General features: G+C 57.6%; 19 protein-coding genes. 10 read left to right on the top strand and 9 right to left on the bottom strand.

The genetic code is table 11. The features are described 5' to 3' along the window. The first annotated feature begins 73 nt into the window (after positions 1 to 73). Both CG51_RS06950 and secB read left to right on the top strand, forming a co-directional pair. Positions 74 to 565, top strand: coding sequence for an FxsA family protein (locus tag CG51_RS06950; protein ID WP_035743410.1), 492 nt, complete (start codon positions 74 to 76; stop codon positions 563 to 565). Between the two features lie 54 nt (positions 566 to 619). Beyond that, on the top strand, positions 620 to 1,114 hold the full coding sequence (secB, locus tag CG51_RS06945) for a protein-export chaperone SecB (RefSeq protein ID WP_035743408.1): 495 nt from the start codon (positions 620 to 622) through the stop codon (positions 1,112 to 1,114). A 4-nt stretch (positions 1,115 to 1,118) separates the two neighbouring features. Here the strand turns inward: secB and dnaQ are convergent, their stop codons facing one another. Genes dnaQ through CG51_RS06925 form a run of 4 tightly spaced genes read right to left on the bottom strand, consistent with a single transcriptional unit; the run spans position 1,119 to position 3,835 of the window. Then, positions 1,119 to 1,808 carry a DNA polymerase III subunit epsilon gene (dnaQ, locus tag CG51_RS06940; protein WP_035743406.1) on the bottom strand — a complete coding sequence of 230 codons (690 nt, stop codon included), beginning with the start codon at positions 1,806 to 1,808 and terminating at the stop codon, positions 1,119 to 1,121. Next, entirely contained in the window at positions 1,801 to 2,406 is a 606-nt protein-coding gene (gene coaE / locus CG51_RS06935) for a dephospho-CoA kinase (RefSeq protein WP_035743404.1), read from the bottom strand. The genes dnaQ and coaE overlap by 8 nt, the downstream gene beginning before the upstream one ends. Further along, positions 2,403 to 3,239, bottom strand: coding sequence for a shikimate dehydrogenase (locus CG51_RS06930; protein ID WP_035743402.1), 837 nt, complete (start codon positions 3,237 to 3,239; stop codon positions 2,403 to 2,405). The genes coaE and CG51_RS06930 overlap by 4 nt, the downstream gene beginning before the upstream one ends. Then, a complete protein-coding gene (locus CG51_RS06925; protein ID WP_035743400.1) occupies positions 3,236 to 3,835 on the bottom strand; it encodes a Maf family protein in 600 nt (199 codons plus the stop codon). The genes CG51_RS06930 and CG51_RS06925 overlap by 4 nt, the downstream gene beginning before the upstream one ends. Before the next feature lie 400 nt (positions 3,836 to 4,235). On the opposite strand from CG51_RS06925, the gene hemJ reads away from it, so the two are divergent. From hemJ to CG51_RS06890, 7 genes are all read left to right on the top strand, one after another. Then, positions 4,236 to 4,685 (top strand): protoporphyrinogen oxidase HemJ, encoded by a 450-nt coding sequence (gene hemJ, locus CG51_RS06920; RefSeq protein WP_035743398.1) that lies wholly within the window; start codon positions 4,236 to 4,238, stop codon positions 4,683 to 4,685. A 121-nt stretch (positions 4,686 to 4,806) separates the two neighbouring features. Continuing rightward, a complete protein-coding gene (gene rho / locus CG51_RS06915; RefSeq protein WP_035743547.1) occupies positions 4,807 to 6,078 on the top strand; it encodes a transcription termination factor Rho in 1,272 nt (423 codons plus the stop codon). A gap of 24 nt (positions 6,079 to 6,102) precedes the next feature. Next, positions 6,103 to 7,383, top strand: coding sequence for a tRNA uridine-5-carboxymethylaminomethyl(34) synthesis GTPase MnmE (mnmE, locus tag CG51_RS06910; protein ID WP_035743396.1), 1,281 nt, complete (start codon positions 6,103 to 6,105; stop codon positions 7,381 to 7,383). A 2-nt stretch (positions 7,384 to 7,385) separates the two neighbouring features. Further along, the gene (gene mnmG / locus CG51_RS06905; protein WP_035743394.1) at positions 7,386 to 9,260 is read left to right on the top strand and encodes a tRNA uridine-5-carboxymethylaminomethyl(34) synthesis enzyme MnmG; all 1,875 of its coding nucleotides are present in this window, start codon (positions 7,386 to 7,388) and stop codon (positions 9,258 to 9,260) included. Further along, positions 9,260 to 9,862, top strand: a complete 603-nt coding sequence (gene rsmG / locus CG51_RS06900; RefSeq protein ID WP_084695090.1) for a 16S rRNA (guanine(527)-N(7))-methyltransferase RsmG — start codon at positions 9,260 to 9,262, stop codon at positions 9,860 to 9,862. The genes mnmG and rsmG overlap by 1 nt, the downstream gene beginning before the upstream one ends. After that, complete coding sequence (locus tag CG51_RS06895) at positions 9,855 to 10,646, top strand: ParA family protein (protein WP_035743390.1); 792 nt, start codon at positions 9,855 to 9,857, stop codon at positions 10,644 to 10,646. The genes rsmG and CG51_RS06895 overlap by 8 nt, the downstream gene beginning before the upstream one ends. Positions 10,647 to 10,656: 10 nt before the next feature. Beyond that, a complete protein-coding gene (locus tag CG51_RS06890) occupies positions 10,657 to 11,532 on the top strand; it encodes a ParB/RepB/Spo0J family partition protein (RefSeq protein ID WP_035743388.1) in 876 nt (291 codons plus the stop codon). Here the strand turns inward: CG51_RS06890 and CG51_RS06885 are convergent. Genes CG51_RS06885 through rph form a run of 5 tightly spaced genes read right to left on the bottom strand, consistent with a single transcriptional unit; the run spans position 11,501 to position 14,724 of the window. Further along, positions 11,501 to 11,863 (bottom strand): YbaN family protein, encoded by a 363-nt coding sequence (locus CG51_RS06885; protein WP_035743386.1) that lies wholly within the window; start codon positions 11,861 to 11,863, stop codon positions 11,501 to 11,503. The genes CG51_RS06890 and CG51_RS06885 overlap by 32 nt on opposite strands. 2 nt (positions 11,864 to 11,865) lie before the next feature. Further along, on the bottom strand, positions 11,866 to 13,038 hold the full coding sequence (gene hemW / locus CG51_RS06880) for a radical SAM family heme chaperone HemW (RefSeq protein WP_035743385.1): 1,173 nt from the start codon (positions 13,036 to 13,038) through the stop codon (positions 11,866 to 11,868). Further along, positions 13,035 to 13,409 (bottom strand): RidA family protein, encoded by a 375-nt coding sequence (locus CG51_RS06875; protein WP_035743383.1) that lies wholly within the window; start codon positions 13,407 to 13,409, stop codon positions 13,035 to 13,037. The genes hemW and CG51_RS06875 overlap by 4 nt, the downstream gene beginning before the upstream one ends. Continuing rightward, positions 13,406 to 14,014, bottom strand: coding sequence for an RdgB/HAM1 family non-canonical purine NTP pyrophosphatase (gene rdgB / locus CG51_RS06870; protein ID WP_035743382.1), 609 nt, complete (start codon positions 14,012 to 14,014; stop codon positions 13,406 to 13,408). Before rdgB ends, CG51_RS06875 begins: the two co-directional genes overlap by 4 nt. Continuing rightward, positions 14,011 to 14,724, bottom strand: a complete 714-nt coding sequence (gene rph / locus CG51_RS06865; protein WP_035743380.1) for a ribonuclease PH — start codon at positions 14,722 to 14,724, stop codon at positions 14,011 to 14,013. Before rph ends, rdgB begins: the two co-directional genes overlap by 4 nt. A 138-nt stretch (positions 14,725 to 14,862) precedes the next feature. Between rph and hrcA the strand changes: the two genes are divergently transcribed. Continuing rightward, the gene (gene hrcA / locus CG51_RS06860) at positions 14,863 to 15,924 is read left to right on the top strand and encodes a heat-inducible transcriptional repressor HrcA (RefSeq protein WP_035743379.1); all 1,062 of its coding nucleotides are present in this window, start codon (positions 14,863 to 14,865) and stop codon (positions 15,922 to 15,924) included. The last annotated feature ends 2 nt before the right edge of the window (positions 15,925 to 15,926 follow it).

Here is a 15,926-nt window from a genome sequence, read left to right as displayed (position 1 = left end):
GGAGCAGGGGGCCTGAGTCCACCGCAGCGCCTCGGATCAAATGACGCAACCCCATAAAGGCCTCGAACCGGATATGTATTTGCTCCTCGCCCTTGTCCTTCTTCCGTTGGTCGAGATTGCGCTGTTCATTCTTGTCGGAGGATGGATCGGTGTGTGGCCCACGCTTGGCCTGATCGTGCTGTCCGCGCTGGCAGGCATGGCGGTCGTGCGGCGGCAGGGCCAGGGCGCGCTCAACGATATGCGGCGGCGGTTTGAGACGCTGGGCGATCCATCCGCACCGATGGCGCACGGCGCCATGATCATGATGGCTGGATTCCTGCTGATGCTTCCTGGATTCTTCACCGATGCCGTGGGTATCCTGTTGCTCATTCCGCCCGTCCGTCGCTTCATTCTGAGAGAGGCCTCACGGCGCATCCAGGTACGCACCTTTGGGGTGCGCACGGCAGGTGACGCGCGCCGTCCGAATGAGCAGAGCCCTAAGGATATCGTCATAGATGCGGAGTTTGAGGAAATTCCTCCCGGCAAGAATCCCACGCATGGAAATTCCGGCTGGACGCGGCATTGAGGCAGGCTCTGCGACCTGATAGTCACGAACCCAAACGACCTTGAGGAGGTTCTGATGGCTGAAGTGGCGAATGGCGGGGCCCCCGAGGCGCCGCAAGTCAGGATGCAGGTGCTCGCGCAGTATACGCGCGATCTGTCGTTCGAGAATGTCGTAGCCCAAAAGGGTGCGCAGAACGGCGAGATGCAGCCCGACATCCAAGTGCAGGTAAGTCTTGATGCCCGCAAGCGCGGGACGACCAACCACTATGAAGTGGTAACCAAGTTCAAGATCACCTCGCGTAACAAATCCAACAACGAGCCGCTGTTCCTGTTGGAACTGGATTACGCCGGTGTCTTTGCGATAGAGGGCGTGCCAGAGGATCAGCTGCACCCATTCCTGCTCATCGAATGTCCGCGCATGTTGTTCCCCTTCGTGCGCCGGATCGTCTCCGACGTGACCCGCGACGGCGGGTTCCCTCCGCTGTCGCTCGACAACATCGACTTCCTTGCCCTTTACCGGCAGGAGCTGGCGCGGCGCGCGACGCAACCGCCGGCAATGACGCCGAACTGAAGTCTCAGGTGTAGCGGCGCCAAAGCGCAGCCTCGCCCATGCCCGCCACGAAGGCGGCATGGGCTTCCTTTTCTTCTTCCGTCAGGCGCGGAGGAAGAGCCGCGGGACGCGGGCCTGGGCGCCAGACACGGATCTCCGTTCTTTGCCGCGTTTCTTGGACGGCACCGAGCGCGAAGTCCGGCTGCCGCCCGCCGATCAGTTCCAGATAGACTTCGGCAAGTATCTCGCTGTCCAGCAGCGCGCCGTGTTTTTCCCGCCCCGAATTATCCACGCCGAACCGCCGGCAGAGCGCATCCAGCGACGCCGGTGAACCCGGAAACCGCCGTCGTGCGATGGCGAGCGTATCCAACGCCTGCTCGAACGGTATTCTCGGCAGGCCGAGCCACCCCAGTTCGGCATTGAGGAACTTCATGTCGAAGGCCGCATTGTGGATGACAAGCCGCGCGTCTCCGACAAACGTCAGAAAGTCCTGCGCCACTTCACGAAAGACCGGCTTGTCGCGAAGAAAGTCGTCGCCCAGCCCATGAACCTCGAACGCCTCCGCTGGCATGGAGCGTTCAGGATTGATGTAAACATGGAACGTCCGCCCGGTGGGCATGTGATTGAAGAGCTCAACCGCACCGATTTCGACGATGCGGTCGCCCTGCTCCGGTTCAAAACCGGTGGTTTCGGTATCGAGAACGATCTCACGCATGCTGGCTTTTCCTGATCTGCTCGATCAGGGAAAGCACAGCATTGCGGGCTTCTTCAAGGCTATTGGTCTCAATCACGTAATCCGCGCGGCCACGTTTCTGTGCATCCGGCATCTGTTTTTCCAGAATCGCATCGAACTGTGCAGGTGTCATCGTACCGCGAGCCAGCACCCGCTCCCGCTGAACGGCAGGATCGACAGTGACGACAGCCACCGCATCCATCCAGGTGTCATGGCCGGTTTCGAAAAGCAGGGGAATGTCCAAAACGACCATATCCACCCCGTCTGCCTCCGCTTGTTTCATAAAGCGCGCTCGGTCCACCGCTACCAGCGGATGTATGACGGCTTCGATCTGAACCAGCGCATGCGCGTCCTCGGCAATCCATTGTTTCAGGCGATCCCGGTCCACTGCGCCATCCACCAGCGCCGTGGGATGAAGCGACCGAATAGCTTCGGCGCCTTGTCCCCCCGCCGCGTATAGACGGTGTACTGCAGCATCGGCATCCCAAACAGGAATTCCTGCTTCTGCGAAAAATGCAGCGGTTGTGGATTTTCCCATCCCGATGGAGCCGGTCAGTCCGAGAACGAAGGGCGTCGTCATGATGCCAGCACTGCCTCCCGCGTTTCCTCATCCACCTCCGGTCGTCGACCGAACCAGCGCTCGAACCCCGGAACGGCCTGATGAAGGAGCATGCCGAGACCGTCCACCACGGTACACCCCCGGGCCTCTGCCTCCAGCAGGAACCCGGTGCGGAGCGGCGTATAGACGATATCTGTCGCCAGCGCCCTGGGTGAGAGGGCGTCCAGCGGCACCCGCAGTTCCGGCTTGCCAACCATGCCCAGCGAGCTCGTGTTTACCACGGTGAGGCAGTTCTCAAGCATCCCGCCTGCCTGCACCCAGTCGTGAACGACGATCCGGGTACCAAAGTCATGCCGCAGCGCCTCTGCACGCGGCTTGGAGCGGTTGGAGAGACGGATCTCGGGCACGCCCACTTCGATCAAAGAGGCAATGACGGCGCGGGCTGCACCACCTGCACCGAACACCGCGGCCGGCCCGGCCTTCGGATCCCAGAGCGGCGCATTCTGACGCAGGTTCGCGATGAAGCCGTAGCCATCGGTGTTATCCGCGTGGATTTTGCCATCCCGACGAAAGATCAACGTATTCGCGGCGCCGATCAAGGCCGCCCGGTCGGTGACGAGATCCGCCAGCTTCAACGCGCTTTCCTTGTGCGGGATGGTGACGTTCACACCCACGAATCCCGCCTTCGGCAGGCTGCGGATCACCTCGACCAGATCGGCCTGGGCGACATTCATGGGAATATAGAAGCCTCGGATACCGTATTGCTTCAGCCAGTGACCGTGCAGAATCGGTGATTTACTGTGTTCAACAGGGGACCCGATCACCCCTGCGAGGGGAATTCCGCCCTCCGTCATGACGGGATGACCTTTCGCGCAGCAAGGTAGTTCAGAAGTTCGACAAGTGGCAGACCAAGCACCGAAAAGTAATCTCCCTCGATCCGGGAGAAGAGACGAACGCCCTCTTCCTCCAGCTTGTAGGCTCCGACCGCGTGCCGGATGCTCTCCCAGTTCCGCGCGACATACCCGTCCAACCAATCGTCGGAGAATGTCCGCATCGTCAGACTGACCTCTCCGATCTGCCGCCAGACAGGCGCAGCAGCTTCATATACCACGGCTGCCGAAAGAAGCCGGTGCCGCCTTCCCCGAAGCTCCAGCAACTGTGCTTTCGCTGCATCACGGGTTTCTGGCTTCCCATAGATCCGCCCCTCGCACTCCAATACCTGATCACAGCCGATCACCAGAGCCTCGGGCCGCTTCTCCGCCACCTTGCGTGCCTTGAACTCCGCCAGCGCATCGGCCACGTCGCGCGGCTTCGCGCCCTCCGCCTCCAGGGCAGCCCGGATAGTCACCTCGTCTATCCGGGCTGGAACGGTCTCAAACGTCACACCGGCGTTACGCAGCAGCGTCGAGCGAATTTCCGAAACTGAGGCAAGGACAAGAGGCACCATCATGTATTATCCTGTGGACAACCGCGTTATAGTTCTGTGGAAGGCGTGCAGGTGATCCATACCGATCCCCGAAATCCAGATCCGCTGTCAAGCAACGGCCCTCTTTCCCACAGTGGGACGGATCCGTCATCGGCCGGTGGACGACTCGCGGGATCCGTGCGATTCGCCTCGGGTCGCCACAGCTATCCACAAAAAAATCACAAGCCATCTCATTGATCCCACAGATTGATTCACTGTTATCCACAATCCGGTTCCGGGATCCGTGACTCTTATCGACAGATCCGTCGCGCTGTGGAACAGATCTGGGGCAACATCCGGGATTCAGTTATCCCAAGGCCCTACATCAACTTCATCTTCTCTTTATTTTCTTATTTAAGAGTAGAAGTATGAGAGCGAGGTTCCGATGAGCGAGCTGCTGGCCACCCTCTATCCATGGACATTGTCCTTTCATGTCATCAGCGTGATCGCTTGGATGGCTGGGTTGTTCTATCTGCCACGGCTCTACGTGTATCACACCGAGCGGGTTCAACCGGGTGGTGAGACGGATCTGCTGTTTCAAACGATGGAGCGTCGGCTGCTTCGGGCTATCATTAACCCCGCAATGATCGCGGCATGGTTGTTCGGGCTTTGCTTGGTGCTGACGCCAGGGATTGTGAATTGGTCAATGGGGTGGCCTTGGGTTAAGGCGGCTGCGGTGCTGGCCATGAGCGCCTTTCACGGTTGGTTGGCTGCGCGACGGAAGGACTTCGTACAGGGGACCAATAGCGTCAGCGGGCGCAGCTATCGCATCATGAACGAGGTGCCGACACTGCTGATGATAGTCATCGTCATTTCGGTCATCGTGAAATACTGAAAACGTTGACTCGACCACGACGGATCTCTATATGGCGGCTTGCGTGACCGTCCGGTCCTTCGCGTTTTCCGCAGACAATTTTGTCAAACGTGCCGTCCGGCGCCTTCGAGAACCTATCCCCATGACCCAAGAACGCCTTAGCCTCGCCGATCTCAAGGCAAAGAGCCCCGCTGACCTCCTCGCCATGGCGGAGGAGTGGGAGATCGAGAACGCCTCTTCCATGCGGAAGGGGGAAATGATGTTCCAGATCCTCAAGGAACATGCCGAGGAGGGCTGGGAAATCGGGGGAGACGGCGTTCTGGAGGTGCTTCAGGATGGCTTCGGATTCCTGCGTTCGCCCGAAGCAAACTACCTGTCCGGGCCGGATGACATTTACGTCTCGCCCGAGATGATCCGTCAGTATTCCCTGCGCACCGGCGATACTGTCGAAGGCGTGATTCAGGCGCCGCGAGAGAACGAGCGTTACTTTGGTCTCGTTGCTGTCAACCGGATCAACTTCGATGATCCGGAAAAAGCGCGCCATAAGGTGCATTTTGACAACCTGACGCCGCTCTATCCCGATGAGCGGCTGAAGATGGAGATCGAGGATCCGACCATCCGTGACCGTTCAGCGCGGATCATTGATCTTGTGGCGCCCATCGGGAAGGGACAGCGGAGTCTCATCGTGGCTCCGCCGCGCACGGGCAAGACCGTGCTGCTTCAGAACATCGCCCATTCGATCGAGCGCAATCACCCGGAATGCTATCTCATCGTCCTGCTGATCGACGAGCGGCCTGAGGAGGTCACCGACATGCAGCGGAGCGTCCGTGGCGAGGTCATTTCATCCACATTCGATGAGCCTGCGACGCGTCACGTCGCCGTTGCGGAAATGGTCATAGAAAAGGCCAAGCGACTGGTGGAGCACAAGCGGGACGTGGTGATCCTGCTGGACTCCATCACGCGTCTTGGCAGGGCCTTCAACACCGTTGTTCCCAGCTCCGGTAAGGTCCTGACCGGCGGCGTGGACGCCAATGCGCTCCAACGGCCGAAACGCTTCTTCGGTGCTGCCCGGAATATTGAGGAAGGCGGTTCGCTAACCATTATCGCAACTGCTCTTATCGATACCGGCAGTCGGATGGATGAGGTGATCTTCGAGGAATTCAAAGGCACTGGTAACTCCGAAATCGTGCTTGACCGGAAGGTCGCGGATAAGCGGGTGTTCCCGGCCATGGATATCCTCAAATCGGGCACTCGGAAGGAAGACCTGCTGGTGGACAAGTCGGACCTGCAGAAAACCTATGTTCTGCGGCGAATCCTCAACCCCATGGGTACCACGGATGCGATCGAATTCCTGATTTCGAAGCTGAAGCAAACAAAGTCGAATTCGGAGTTCTTCGAGTCTATGAACGCTTGATTTTTACTTTAGAATCAATGAGTTATGGATACGATCTACGCCTTGGCGACGGCACGGGGACGTGCAGGGGTCGCGGTCATACGTATTTCCGGGCCTTTGGCCTGGGAGGCGTCGGCCGCGCTTGCCGGGGCGTTGCCTGAACCACGGCATAGCGCACTTCGGCGGCTGAGGTGGGCGGGCGATGTGCTTGATGAAGCTCTCGTGCTGGTATTTGAGGCTGGACGAAGTTTCACCGGCGAGCGAGTTGTGGAGTTGCATTTGCATGGCAGCATTGCCGTGGTTTCCGCAGTCCTATCTGCTTTGGGTGAGCAGCCAGGTCTGCGCCCTGCCGAGGCAGGGGAGTTTACGCGGCGTGCGCTTGAGAATGGACGATTGGACCTGACGCAGGTCGAAGGGCTCGCAGACTTGATCGATGCTGAAACGGAAATTCAACGAAAACAAGCTCTCAGAATATTTTCAGGCGCGATATCAGCGAAAACAGAAGTGTGGCGTATGCGGCTCATCAGAGCTGCTGCTTTGATCGAAGCCACAATTGACTTCGCAGATGAGGAAGTTCCTGTGGACGTAGGTCCAGAGGTTATGGAACTCATTGGTAGTGTTGTATCCGATATTCGAGATAACCTCAGGGGAGCTGCGGTATCCGAGAGAATCCGGGATGGCTTCGAAGTGGCGATCATCGGTGTACCTAACGCCGGAAAATCTACACTTCTGAACGCTTTGGCTGGGAGAGAAGCGGCCATCACCTCAGAGATCGCCGGAACCACTCGCGACGTCATAGAAGTCCGCATGGATCTTAAGGGATTGCCAGTTACGTTACTGGACACAGCAGGTCTGAGAGATACCGGAGATATAGTCGAGGCGATGGGAATTGAACGCGCTCAAGCCCGCGCAAAGGCAGCAGATCTGCGCGTATTCCTGACCGAGGATGATGTTCTTCCTCCTGGTGTTAACAGAGAGCCGGAAGACATCGTTGTACGAGGAAAGGCAGATCTACGCTGCGGCGACGGAGAAGCAGTGTCGGGCTTGACGGGGCAGGGGATTGATCGTCTTGTTGATCAGATTACCCATCTTCTGGATAAACGAGCTGCTGGTGGATCGCTTATGGTGCGCGAGAGGCACCGAAAAGCGTTGAGGAGCGCAGAGCTATCGTTAAGCGCTGCTACTGTTGAAATCGAAAGTGGGCAGGCGGAAATTGTCGCAGAACACATCCGTTTCGCTCTTCGTAGTCTTGAAACTCTCGTTGGTCGAGTTGATGTTGAGGATCTTCTTGGAGAGATCTTCTCGAGTTTCTGTATCGGTAAGTAGGAGTGTTTCACGTGAAACAATTCGATGTCATCGTCGTCGGCGGCGGACATGCTGGTGCAGAGGCCGCACACGCCGCTGCGAGAATGGGCGCAAACACGGCTCTCATAACTATTCGCCGGGATGATCTGGGAGTCATGTCCTGCAACCCTGCTATAGGTGGACTTGGAAAAGGACACTTGGTTCGCGAGATAGATGCGCTTGATGGTGCAATGGCGCGTGTTGCCGATGACGCCGGAATACAGTTCCGGCTCCTCAATCGTCGTAAGGGTCCCGCTGTGCAAGGACCGCGCGCGCAGATTGATAGGGCTCTTTATCGTTCTGGAATGAAAAAAGAGCTCGAAAAGCAGAAGAATCTGAGTGTTCTCGAGGGCGAGGTCGCTGATATCTTGGTGGACCGCGGCCGGGTTACCGGAGTAAGGCTTGCGGACGGAGCGAACGTACTCTCTAAGACTGTGATACTGACGACGGGAACATTTCTCCGAGGCGTAATACATATAGGGAATAAGCGCCATTCAGGGGGCAGAATGGGTGCGCGTCCCTCAATTGCTCTGGCGGAGCGCATCGCTGATCTTGGAATCGATTTTGGCCGGTTAAAAACGGGTACGCCGCCGCGGCTGGATGGTCGAACGATAAACTGGCCTATCCTAGAGCGGCAGATCGGCGATGAAGAGCCGACAATGTTTTCCTTTGCGTCTGCGCACCCCACAGTTCGGCAGGTGTCATGCGGTATAACACATACAAATGAGAATACGCATGCCATCATTCGCGAGAACTTAAATCTTTCCGCTATGTATGGGGGGATGATCGAAGGTATCGGACCAAGGTATTGTCCTTCGATCGAAGATAAGGTTGTACGGTTTGCCGATAAATCGTCCCATCAGATATTTCTCGAGCCGGAGGGGCTGGACGATTATACCGTTTACCCGAACGGAATATCCTCTTCGCTTCCCATCGAGGTCCAAGAACAATATGTTCGTTCGATTAAGGGCTTGGAAAACGCCGCCATCCTTCAGCCCGCTTACGCTATCGAATATGACTACGTCGATCCTCGCGCCCTGAAAGCGACTTTGGAAATCTGTGCACTTGATGGTCTTTATCTGGCCGGACAAATCAACGGCACAACGGGTTATGAGGAGGCCGCCGCTCAGGGACTGGTGGCCGGTCTAAATGCAGCATTGAAGGCCGCTGAGCGAGATCCGATCCTATTCAGCCGTACTGAGAGTTATATCGGCGTGATGATAGATGATCTTGTTACTCGTGGTGTAAGTGAGCCTTATCGCATGTTCACATCGCGATCAGAGTTTCGACTTTCGCTTCGTGCGGACAATGCTGACCAGAGATTGACCCCTTTGGGTATTGATGCTGGGTGTGTGAGCGAAACTAGACGTATAATTTTCGAAGAAAAAATGCATGAGTTGGAGCGGGGTAGGGCCCTTCTGTTGGGTATGCGTACGAGTCCCCGTGAAGCCCAGGCGGTGGGTATCGACGTTAGCCAAGATGGCGTTCGCCGAACAGGAGGGGATCTTCTGGCCTTTCCCGGAGTGGAACCGCGGCATCTTCTGCCCCTTCTGCCAGAACTGAAAGTTCTTTCCTTACCTGTTCAAGCTCAGTTGAAGCGGGATGCGCTTTACGCGAAGTATTTGGATCGCCAAATCTCCGTCGCGGAAGCGCTCAAAAAAGACGAGGCTTGGGAGATACCTTCCGACTTTGACTATGAAGTCCTTGATGGCCTGTCTAACGAACTGAAAGTCAAATTGAAAGCGGCGCAACCTGCCACGCTCGCGCACGCAGGTAGGCTTGAAGGAATGACACCAGCCGCACTCGCCCTCATTCTTCTTCGCCTGAAGCGCGCACATAGATACAGTGCATCGGCATGATGAAGGGTATTGAGTTCCCCGATGTTTCACGTGAAACGCTGGAGCGTTTAGAGGTTTACGAGAGACTGCTTCGGAAATGGAACCCCAAGATTAACCTCGTGTCGACGAGTACGCTAGACGACCTTTGGGGGCGGCATTTCCGCGATTCTGCTCAACTTTTGACGTTTTCACGCGATTTCGGTGCGTGGGTTGACCTCGGCTCTGGGGGGGGATTCCCAGGTATGGTGATTGCTATCCTCGGCATGGGGAAGGATCGATCGTTTACGTTAGTTGAAAGCGACCAGCGTAAAGCAGCTTTTCTGTCCACAGTGGCAAGAGAAGCTTCTGTGAAAGTGAATGTTATATCGCAACGCTCAGAAGCCATCCCGCCCCTAAAAGCAGATGTCGTTTCGGCGCGCGCTCTCGCTCCGTTGCCTCGCTTGCTTTCTATGGTTGAGCGGCACTTAGCTCAAAACGGCGTGGCGCTTCTTCCCAAAGGAAGAGGTGTAGAGCGAGAGATACATGAAGCCCTTGAAAAATTCCGATTTGACGTGCAAAAGTTTCCGAGCGAAACCGATCCCAACGGCGTTATCCTGAAAATCGAGGGGCTTTCCCGTGTCTGATACCGGCCGAGCACATATTATTGCCATTGCGAATCAGAAAGGCGGCGTCGGAAAAACGACGACGGCCATCAATCTCGCAGCAGCGCTGACAGAGCAAGGCAAGAAAGTTCTGGTGATAGATCTTGATCCGCAGGGGAACGCTTCTACTGGATTGGGCGTATCGCCGGAGGCGAGAGACTTCACAACATACGATCTTCTCATTGAGGCCATGCCTTTGGTCGATATCATCATGCCGACTCGCATTGGGGGGCTATCTATTTGTTGTGCGACTCAGGATCTCGCATCGGCGGATATTCAACTTGTGGCAAATGAGAAACGAAGCCTGCTTCTGCGAGATGCCCTTCGTGAAGGCTTGCCTCAGTTTGATTTCGATTATGTGCTTATCGATTGCCCGCCCTCGCTCAGCTTGTTGACCGTCAATGCGATGATTGCTGCGGACTCTGTACTTGTTCCCCTTCAGAGCGAGTTCTATGCCCTTGAGGGACTTTCTCAGTTGATGCTGACGATCCGGCAGGTGCGGCAGACAGCCAATCCGGATCTTCGAATTGAAGGGATATTGCTTACAATGTACGATGGACGCAATAACCTTTCGCAGCAAGTTGAGGCTGATGCGCGGGAAAATCTCGGAGAGCTGGTGTTCAGAACCATTATTCCGCGTAACGTGCGGGTGAGTGAAGCGCCGTCTTTTGCCATGCCTGTGTTGTCATATGACAGCAATTCACGGGGTAGCTTGGCTTATCGGTCATTGGCGCAAGAAATGGCAGATCGTCATGCGGGGGCCTGAAGGAAGCGTCATGAAGGAAAATAAGCGTAGCCTTGGTCGTGGGCTTTCGGCGCTGATGGCTGATGTTCAGGTTGAGCCTCAGTCGGTGAAGCGCCGTGCCGAGCTGTTGATTCCGATTGAAAAAATCGTCCCCAATCCGGATCAGCCGCGGAGGGATTTTTCGGTTGAGGCGCTGGAAGATCTGGCGAACTCTGTTCGGGAAAAAGGCATCATCCAGCCACTTATCGTGCGGGAGCGGCCGGGAGGCACATATGAGATTGTTGCAGGCGAACGCCGCTGGCGAGCGGCGCAGATTGCGCAACTTCACGATATTCCCGTTATAATCAGAGACTTCAGCGACACCGAGGTTTTGGAAGTCGCTATTATTGAGAATATACAGCGCGCTGATTTGAACGCCGTGGAAGAGGCTCTTGGGTATCGACAGCTGATGGATCGTTTCGGTCATACTCAGGAGCGACTGGCGGAAGCGCTTGGAAAAAGCCGCAGCTATATAGCGAATCTGTTGCGCCTTCTTCAGCTACCAGAAGAAGTGCTGAAATGGGTGAGGGAAGGCTTGCTCAGCGCTGGACATGCCCGTGCGTTGATTACAGTAGCTGATCCAGTGGCGATGGGTCGTCGGGTGATTGCGGAAGGGCTTTCGGTTCGCGAAACAGAGAAACTGGCACAAAAGCAAGCAACACCCAAGGAAGCCCGTCCTCGTTCAGAAAAGGACGCCGACACCCGAGCACTGGAGACGGATCTTGGGGCAACTTTGGGAATGCGGGTTGAAATCGCCCATCGCACCGGGCAGGGGAACGGTCAGCTTACTATTCGCTATGCTTCGCTTGAGCAACTGGATGATCTCTGCCGTATTCTTACGTCTTCGGTTCAGGCCGAGTCCATATGAATATGCTGACAATTGTCAGGATTGTTCCTTGAATCGCGAGTGCCCAAATGGGCAATCCGACGAATGCGGTGACAAAGGCGAACCCAACCGCCATGGACAATAAAGCTATCCATTTCGTTTGACGTCGGATGGCCCGATTCGTCTCCCAATTCCTGAGCGGCGGGCCGAAGATGCGATGGGTCATCAGCCAAACGTGCATCTTCTCCGATGAGCGACCGAAACAGAAGGCTGCCACGATCAGAAAGGGCACGGTCGGCATGATCGGCAGAACCGCGCCCACGAAACCCAGCAGCACAAAAAATCCGCCGAATATCAACCACAGGATGCGCATCCCTACCCCGGCAGCAGGTCGCGGATAATGCCGTTCAGAACCATGCGACCCTGCACCGTAGCACGCAGCCGATCATCACGTCGTTCGAGCAATCCAAGATCCTCCAGCGACAGGATTGCAGCCTCATCAAGCGGCTTGCCCATGAGCTTTTCATAACGCAGCGAATCCATGCCCTCTGTCAGACGCAGGCTCATCATCAGATACTCAGCGGCCTGTTCTTCGGCGGGCAGAGGAGTACGCGAGGCTTCACCGTTTCCGTGCCTCTCCACCTTTTCCAGCCATGCACCAGGCTGGAGGGGGGTGTCTGTTGCAAAGCGACCCGCCTGATTGCTCAATCGACCGTGAGCGCCGGGGCCGACACCCGCATAGTCTCCGTAGCGCCAGTAGATCAGATTGTGCTGTGACTTGGCTTCCTCGGCGGCGTGATTTGAAATCTCATAGCCCGGTAGACCGGCCGAAGCGCAGGTATCCTGAGTCGCGGCATACAGATCGGCGGATAGATCGTCATCGGGTAGACCGCGCAAGCCGCCCGCAGCGTGACGCGCCCCGAAAGCTGTGCCGTCCTCAATGGTGAGCTGGTAAAGCGACAGGTGATCAATCGCCATGGAAAGCGCCTCGCCAAGTTCGGCCTGCCATTCGGGCAGACCTTGATCCTGACGGGCATAGATAAGATCGAAACTGACCTTGTCGAATGTATCCCGCGCAATGGTGAACGCCTTGCGCGCCTCGCTGACTGTGTGCAGCCGCCCCAGACGGCGCAGATGTTCGTCGTTCAGGGACTGGATACCCATGGAAAGCCGGTTTACTCCGGCCTCACGGTAAGCACGAAAGCGATCGGCTTCGACAGAGGTCGGGTTCGCCTCGAGTGTGATTTCAATGTCATTGGCAAAGGGCCACGCACTTCGGGCGGCTTCCAGCACGCCGGCGACCGTCTCTGGCGCCATCAATGACGGCGTGCCGCCCCCGAAGAACACGGTATTAAGGACACGGCCCGGCGCATCCTGCGACAAACGCCGGATTTCGCTTTCATAGGCGGCAAGCCATCTCTTTTGATCGACCTCCCTCGCCACGTGGGAGTTGAAGTCGCAGTAGGGGCACTTCGCCTGACAGAACGGCCAATGGACATACAGCCCGAAGCCCGCGTTTCTCCAGTCCTCCGATGCGGTGAAGCTCATCCGCGCAGGGCCGTGACCTCAATCTCCACGAGCATTTCGGGATGGATGAGGTCTGCAAAGACCATGGTCGCCGCGGGGCGGATCTCTCCAAACGCTGCAGCCAGAACTGGAGCGAGATCATCCACCAGCTCTCGGCTGGTCACGGTATATTGAACGCGAACGACGTCGGAAAGGTCAAATCCCGCGTCGGTAAGCGCCTGCCGGATAACGTTAATGGCGTTTTCCGCCTGCCGCGCGATATCAGGCAGAAAGCGTCCGTCACTCTCCGCCCCGGTGCAACCGGAAACAAAGCACCAGTCACCGGCTACAATGGCGCGCGAATAACCCATCACTGCCTCATAGGGGGAGCCGCTGCTGATACGCTTTTTCATGTGAAGCACCCTTCCACCAGTTTGCGGAACGCCTCGGCCCGATGGCTGATGCGATTCTTTTCCGACGTTTCCATCTCTGCGAATGTGGTGTCTCGACCCGTCGGTTGAAAGATGGGATCGTAGCCGTGGCCGTTGTCGCCCCGCGGGGGCCAGACGATCTGCCCGGGCATCACGCCCTCAAAGGACTCGTCATGTCCATCCGGCCAAGCCAGCACAAGCATCGAGACAAAGCGCGCCGTCCAGGGCTGTGGGGCATTCTTCTCGTCCAGCAGGTCGTGGACCTTCCGCATCGCCATCGGGAAGTCCCGTCCGTTTTCCGTCTCGGCCCAATCGGCTGTATGCACGCCCGGCGCGCCGCCGAGGCCATCAACCTGAACGCCGGAGTCGTCTGCGAGCGCCGGAAGACCGGTTGCCTTGGCCGCGGCGTGGGCCTTGATCCGTGCGTTGCCGACGAAAGTTTCCTCCGTCTCCTCGGGCACCGGCAGGGCCATCTGTGCAGCGCTGGTGACCGCCACGCCATAGGGGCGCAGCAACTCCGCGATTTCTTCCAGCTTGCCGGAATTATGCGTGGCGACCAGAAGACGATCGGAGGTGAACTTCCTCATGCGACCGCCACTTTCTGCGCTTCTATCAAGGTTTTGACGCCGGATTCCGCGAGGTCGAGCAGCCCGAACATTTCCTCGCGGGAGAAGGTGGCACCTTCGGCCGACATCTGAACCTCGACGAGGCGGCCTTTGCCCGTGATCACAAAATTCCCGTCGGTGCCTGCTTCGCTGTCTTCCGCATAATCGAGATCAAGCAGGGCCTGACCCGCATAGATGCCACAGCTCACGGCTGCGACATGGTCCATGATGGGATCGCTTGTAATCACGCCCGCCTTCAGCAGCTTGTTGACGGCAAGGCGGAGCGCCACCCAACCGCCGGTGATCGCGGCACATCGGGTGCCGCCATCTGCCTGAAGCACATCGCAGTCCACGGTGATCTGCCGCTCTCCCAACGCAACCCGGTCAACCGCCGCACGGAGCGATCGGCCGATCAGCCGCTGGATTTCCTGCGTGCGGCCGGACTGTTTGCCCTGCGCAGCTTCCCGGCGCGAGCGGGTGTGGGTGGATCGGGGAAGCATGCCGTATTCAGCCGTCACCCAACCCAGTCCTGTGTTGCGCAGGAACGGCGGCGGCTTGTCCTCTACTGAGGCGGTGCAGAGCACGTGGGTGTTCCCGACCTTGATGAGGCAGGAGCCTTCCGCATGCCGCGTGAAACCCGGTTCGATTGAAATCGGGCGCAATTCGCTTACCTGTCTGCCGGAGGGGCGCATGGAAAATCCTCTCGTCATCTCATGTCGGGCTGGTTTCCGCGCCAGTTACAGGGCGCCCCCCTCACTATGCAACCCCGATCGACGTATCGCCGATTGACGATCCGTCGTGTCGATTCTTAAATCGTCGGTGGAAGTGCCATGCAGGACGGATCAAAAATTCTCTCTCAACTCAATGATCGCTCGCGGGAGGTATTCCGGCGGGTCGTAGAGGCTTACCTGCAGAACGGCGAACCCATCGGGTCGCGCACGCTGACGCGCGCCATGAGCCAACCGATCTCTGCGGCGACCATCCGCAATGTGATGCAGGACCTGGAGCTACTCGGGCTTCTGGACAGTCCGCATGTTTCGGCGGGGCGCATTCCGACCCAGCTTGGCCTTCGGATGTTTGTGGACGGTTTCATGGAAATCGGCACGGTGGAGACGGCGGACCGGCAACGGATCGAAGCGAATTTCGCCGCTGGATCCGGTGAGGTCAGCAGTGTGTTGGATCGCGTGGGTTTCGCGCTCTCGGGGATCACGCAGGGGGCGAGCCTCGTGCTGATGCCGAAGCATGAGGCTCCGGTGCGTCACATTGATTTCGTCAGCCTTGCACCGGACAGGGCGCTGGTGGTTCTAGTGTTTTCCGATGGTCAGGTGGAAAATCGCATTTTCACCCCCCCCGCCGGCCAGACCCCGTCTTCCATGCGGGAGGCAGCCAATTTCCTGAACGCGCTGCTGGAGGGCCGGACGCTTTCGGAATTGCGGGTCAGCATTCGTCAGCAGATGGAGGCACGTCGGCAGGAACTCGACACGCTTTCACGTGAGCTGGTGGAAAGCGGCGTCGCGCTATGGGACGATCACGGCGAGAGCTACGAGCGGCTGATTGTGCGTGGCCAGTCCAACCTCTTGTCGAATTCCGACGACCTTGATCGGATTCGCAGCCTTTTCGACGATCTGGAGCGGAAACGTGATCTGGCCGAGTTTCTGGAGCTTGCCGAGGAGGGGGAGGGAGTGCGCATCTTTATTGGATCGGAGAATAAGCTTTTCTCACTTTCGGGTTCCTCTCTCGTCGTGTCTCCCTATATGAACGCTGACCGTAAGATCATCGGCGCCGTGGGTGTGATCGGCCCGACCAGGTTGAATTATGGCCGGATCGTCCCGATCGTGGACTACACGGCGCAGCTCGTCGGCAAGCTCATGTCCGACCGGGCGAAAGGATAGGG

It is taken from the genome of Haematobacter missouriensis (assembly GCF_000740775.1).
Taxonomy (GTDB): Bacteria; Pseudomonadota; Alphaproteobacteria; order Rhodobacterales; family Rhodobacteraceae; genus Haematobacter; species Haematobacter missouriensis.
This window is presented reverse-complemented; position numbering and strand designations above follow the sequence as displayed.

What these genes read in the sequence shown, in the direction of transcription:
- rho (WP_035743547.1), top strand. Translation starts at nt 4,807, where the DNA reads ATGACCCAAGAACGCCTTAGCCTCGCCGATCTCAAGGCAAAGAGCCCC.
- coaE (WP_035743404.1), bottom strand. Translation starts at nt 2,406, where the DNA reads ATGACGACGCCCTTCGTTCTCGGACTGACCGGCTCCATCGGGATGGGA.
- hemW (WP_035743385.1), bottom strand. Translation starts at nt 13,038, where the DNA reads ATGAGCTTCACCGCATCGGAGGACTGGAGAAACGCGGGCTTCGGGCTG.
- CG51_RS06930 (WP_035743402.1), bottom strand. Translation starts at nt 3,239, where the DNA reads ATGACGGAGGGCGGAATTCCCCTCGCAGGGGTGATCGGGTCCCCTGTT.
- CG51_RS06925 (WP_035743400.1), bottom strand. Translation starts at nt 3,835, where the DNA reads ATGATGGTGCCTCTTGTCCTTGCCTCAGTTTCGGAAATTCGCTCGACG.
- rdgB (WP_035743382.1), bottom strand. Translation starts at nt 14,014, where the DNA reads ATGAGGAAGTTCACCTCCGATCGTCTTCTGGTCGCCACGCATAATTCC.
- rph (WP_035743380.1), bottom strand. Translation starts at nt 14,724, where the DNA reads ATGCGCCCCTCCGGCAGACAGGTAAGCGAATTGCGCCCGATTTCAATC.
- CG51_RS06890 (WP_035743388.1), top strand. Translation starts at nt 10,657, where the DNA reads ATGAAGGAAAATAAGCGTAGCCTTGGTCGTGGGCTTTCGGCGCTGATG.
- mnmE (WP_035743396.1), top strand. Translation starts at nt 6,103, where the DNA reads ATGGATACGATCTACGCCTTGGCGACGGCACGGGGACGTGCAGGGGTC.
- hemJ (WP_035743398.1), top strand. Translation starts at nt 4,236, where the DNA reads ATGAGCGAGCTGCTGGCCACCCTCTATCCATGGACATTGTCCTTTCAT.
- rsmG (WP_084695090.1), top strand. Translation starts at nt 9,260, where the DNA reads ATGAAGGGTATTGAGTTCCCCGATGTTTCACGTGAAACGCTGGAGCGT.
- CG51_RS06950 (WP_035743410.1), top strand. Translation starts at nt 74, where the DNA reads ATGTATTTGCTCCTCGCCCTTGTCCTTCTTCCGTTGGTCGAGATTGCG.
- CG51_RS06875 (WP_035743383.1), bottom strand. Translation starts at nt 13,409, where the DNA reads ATGAAAAAGCGTATCAGCAGCGGCTCCCCCTATGAGGCAGTGATGGGT.
- CG51_RS06885 (WP_035743386.1), bottom strand. Translation starts at nt 11,863, where the DNA reads ATGCGCATCCTGTGGTTGATATTCGGCGGATTTTTTGTGCTGCTGGGT.
- secB (WP_035743408.1), top strand. Translation starts at nt 620, where the DNA reads ATGGCTGAAGTGGCGAATGGCGGGGCCCCCGAGGCGCCGCAAGTCAGG.
- dnaQ (WP_035743406.1), bottom strand. Translation starts at nt 1,808, where the DNA reads ATGCGTGAGATCGTTCTCGATACCGAAACCACCGGTTTTGAACCGGAG.
- hrcA (WP_035743379.1), top strand. Translation starts at nt 14,863, where the DNA reads ATGCAGGACGGATCAAAAATTCTCTCTCAACTCAATGATCGCTCGCGG.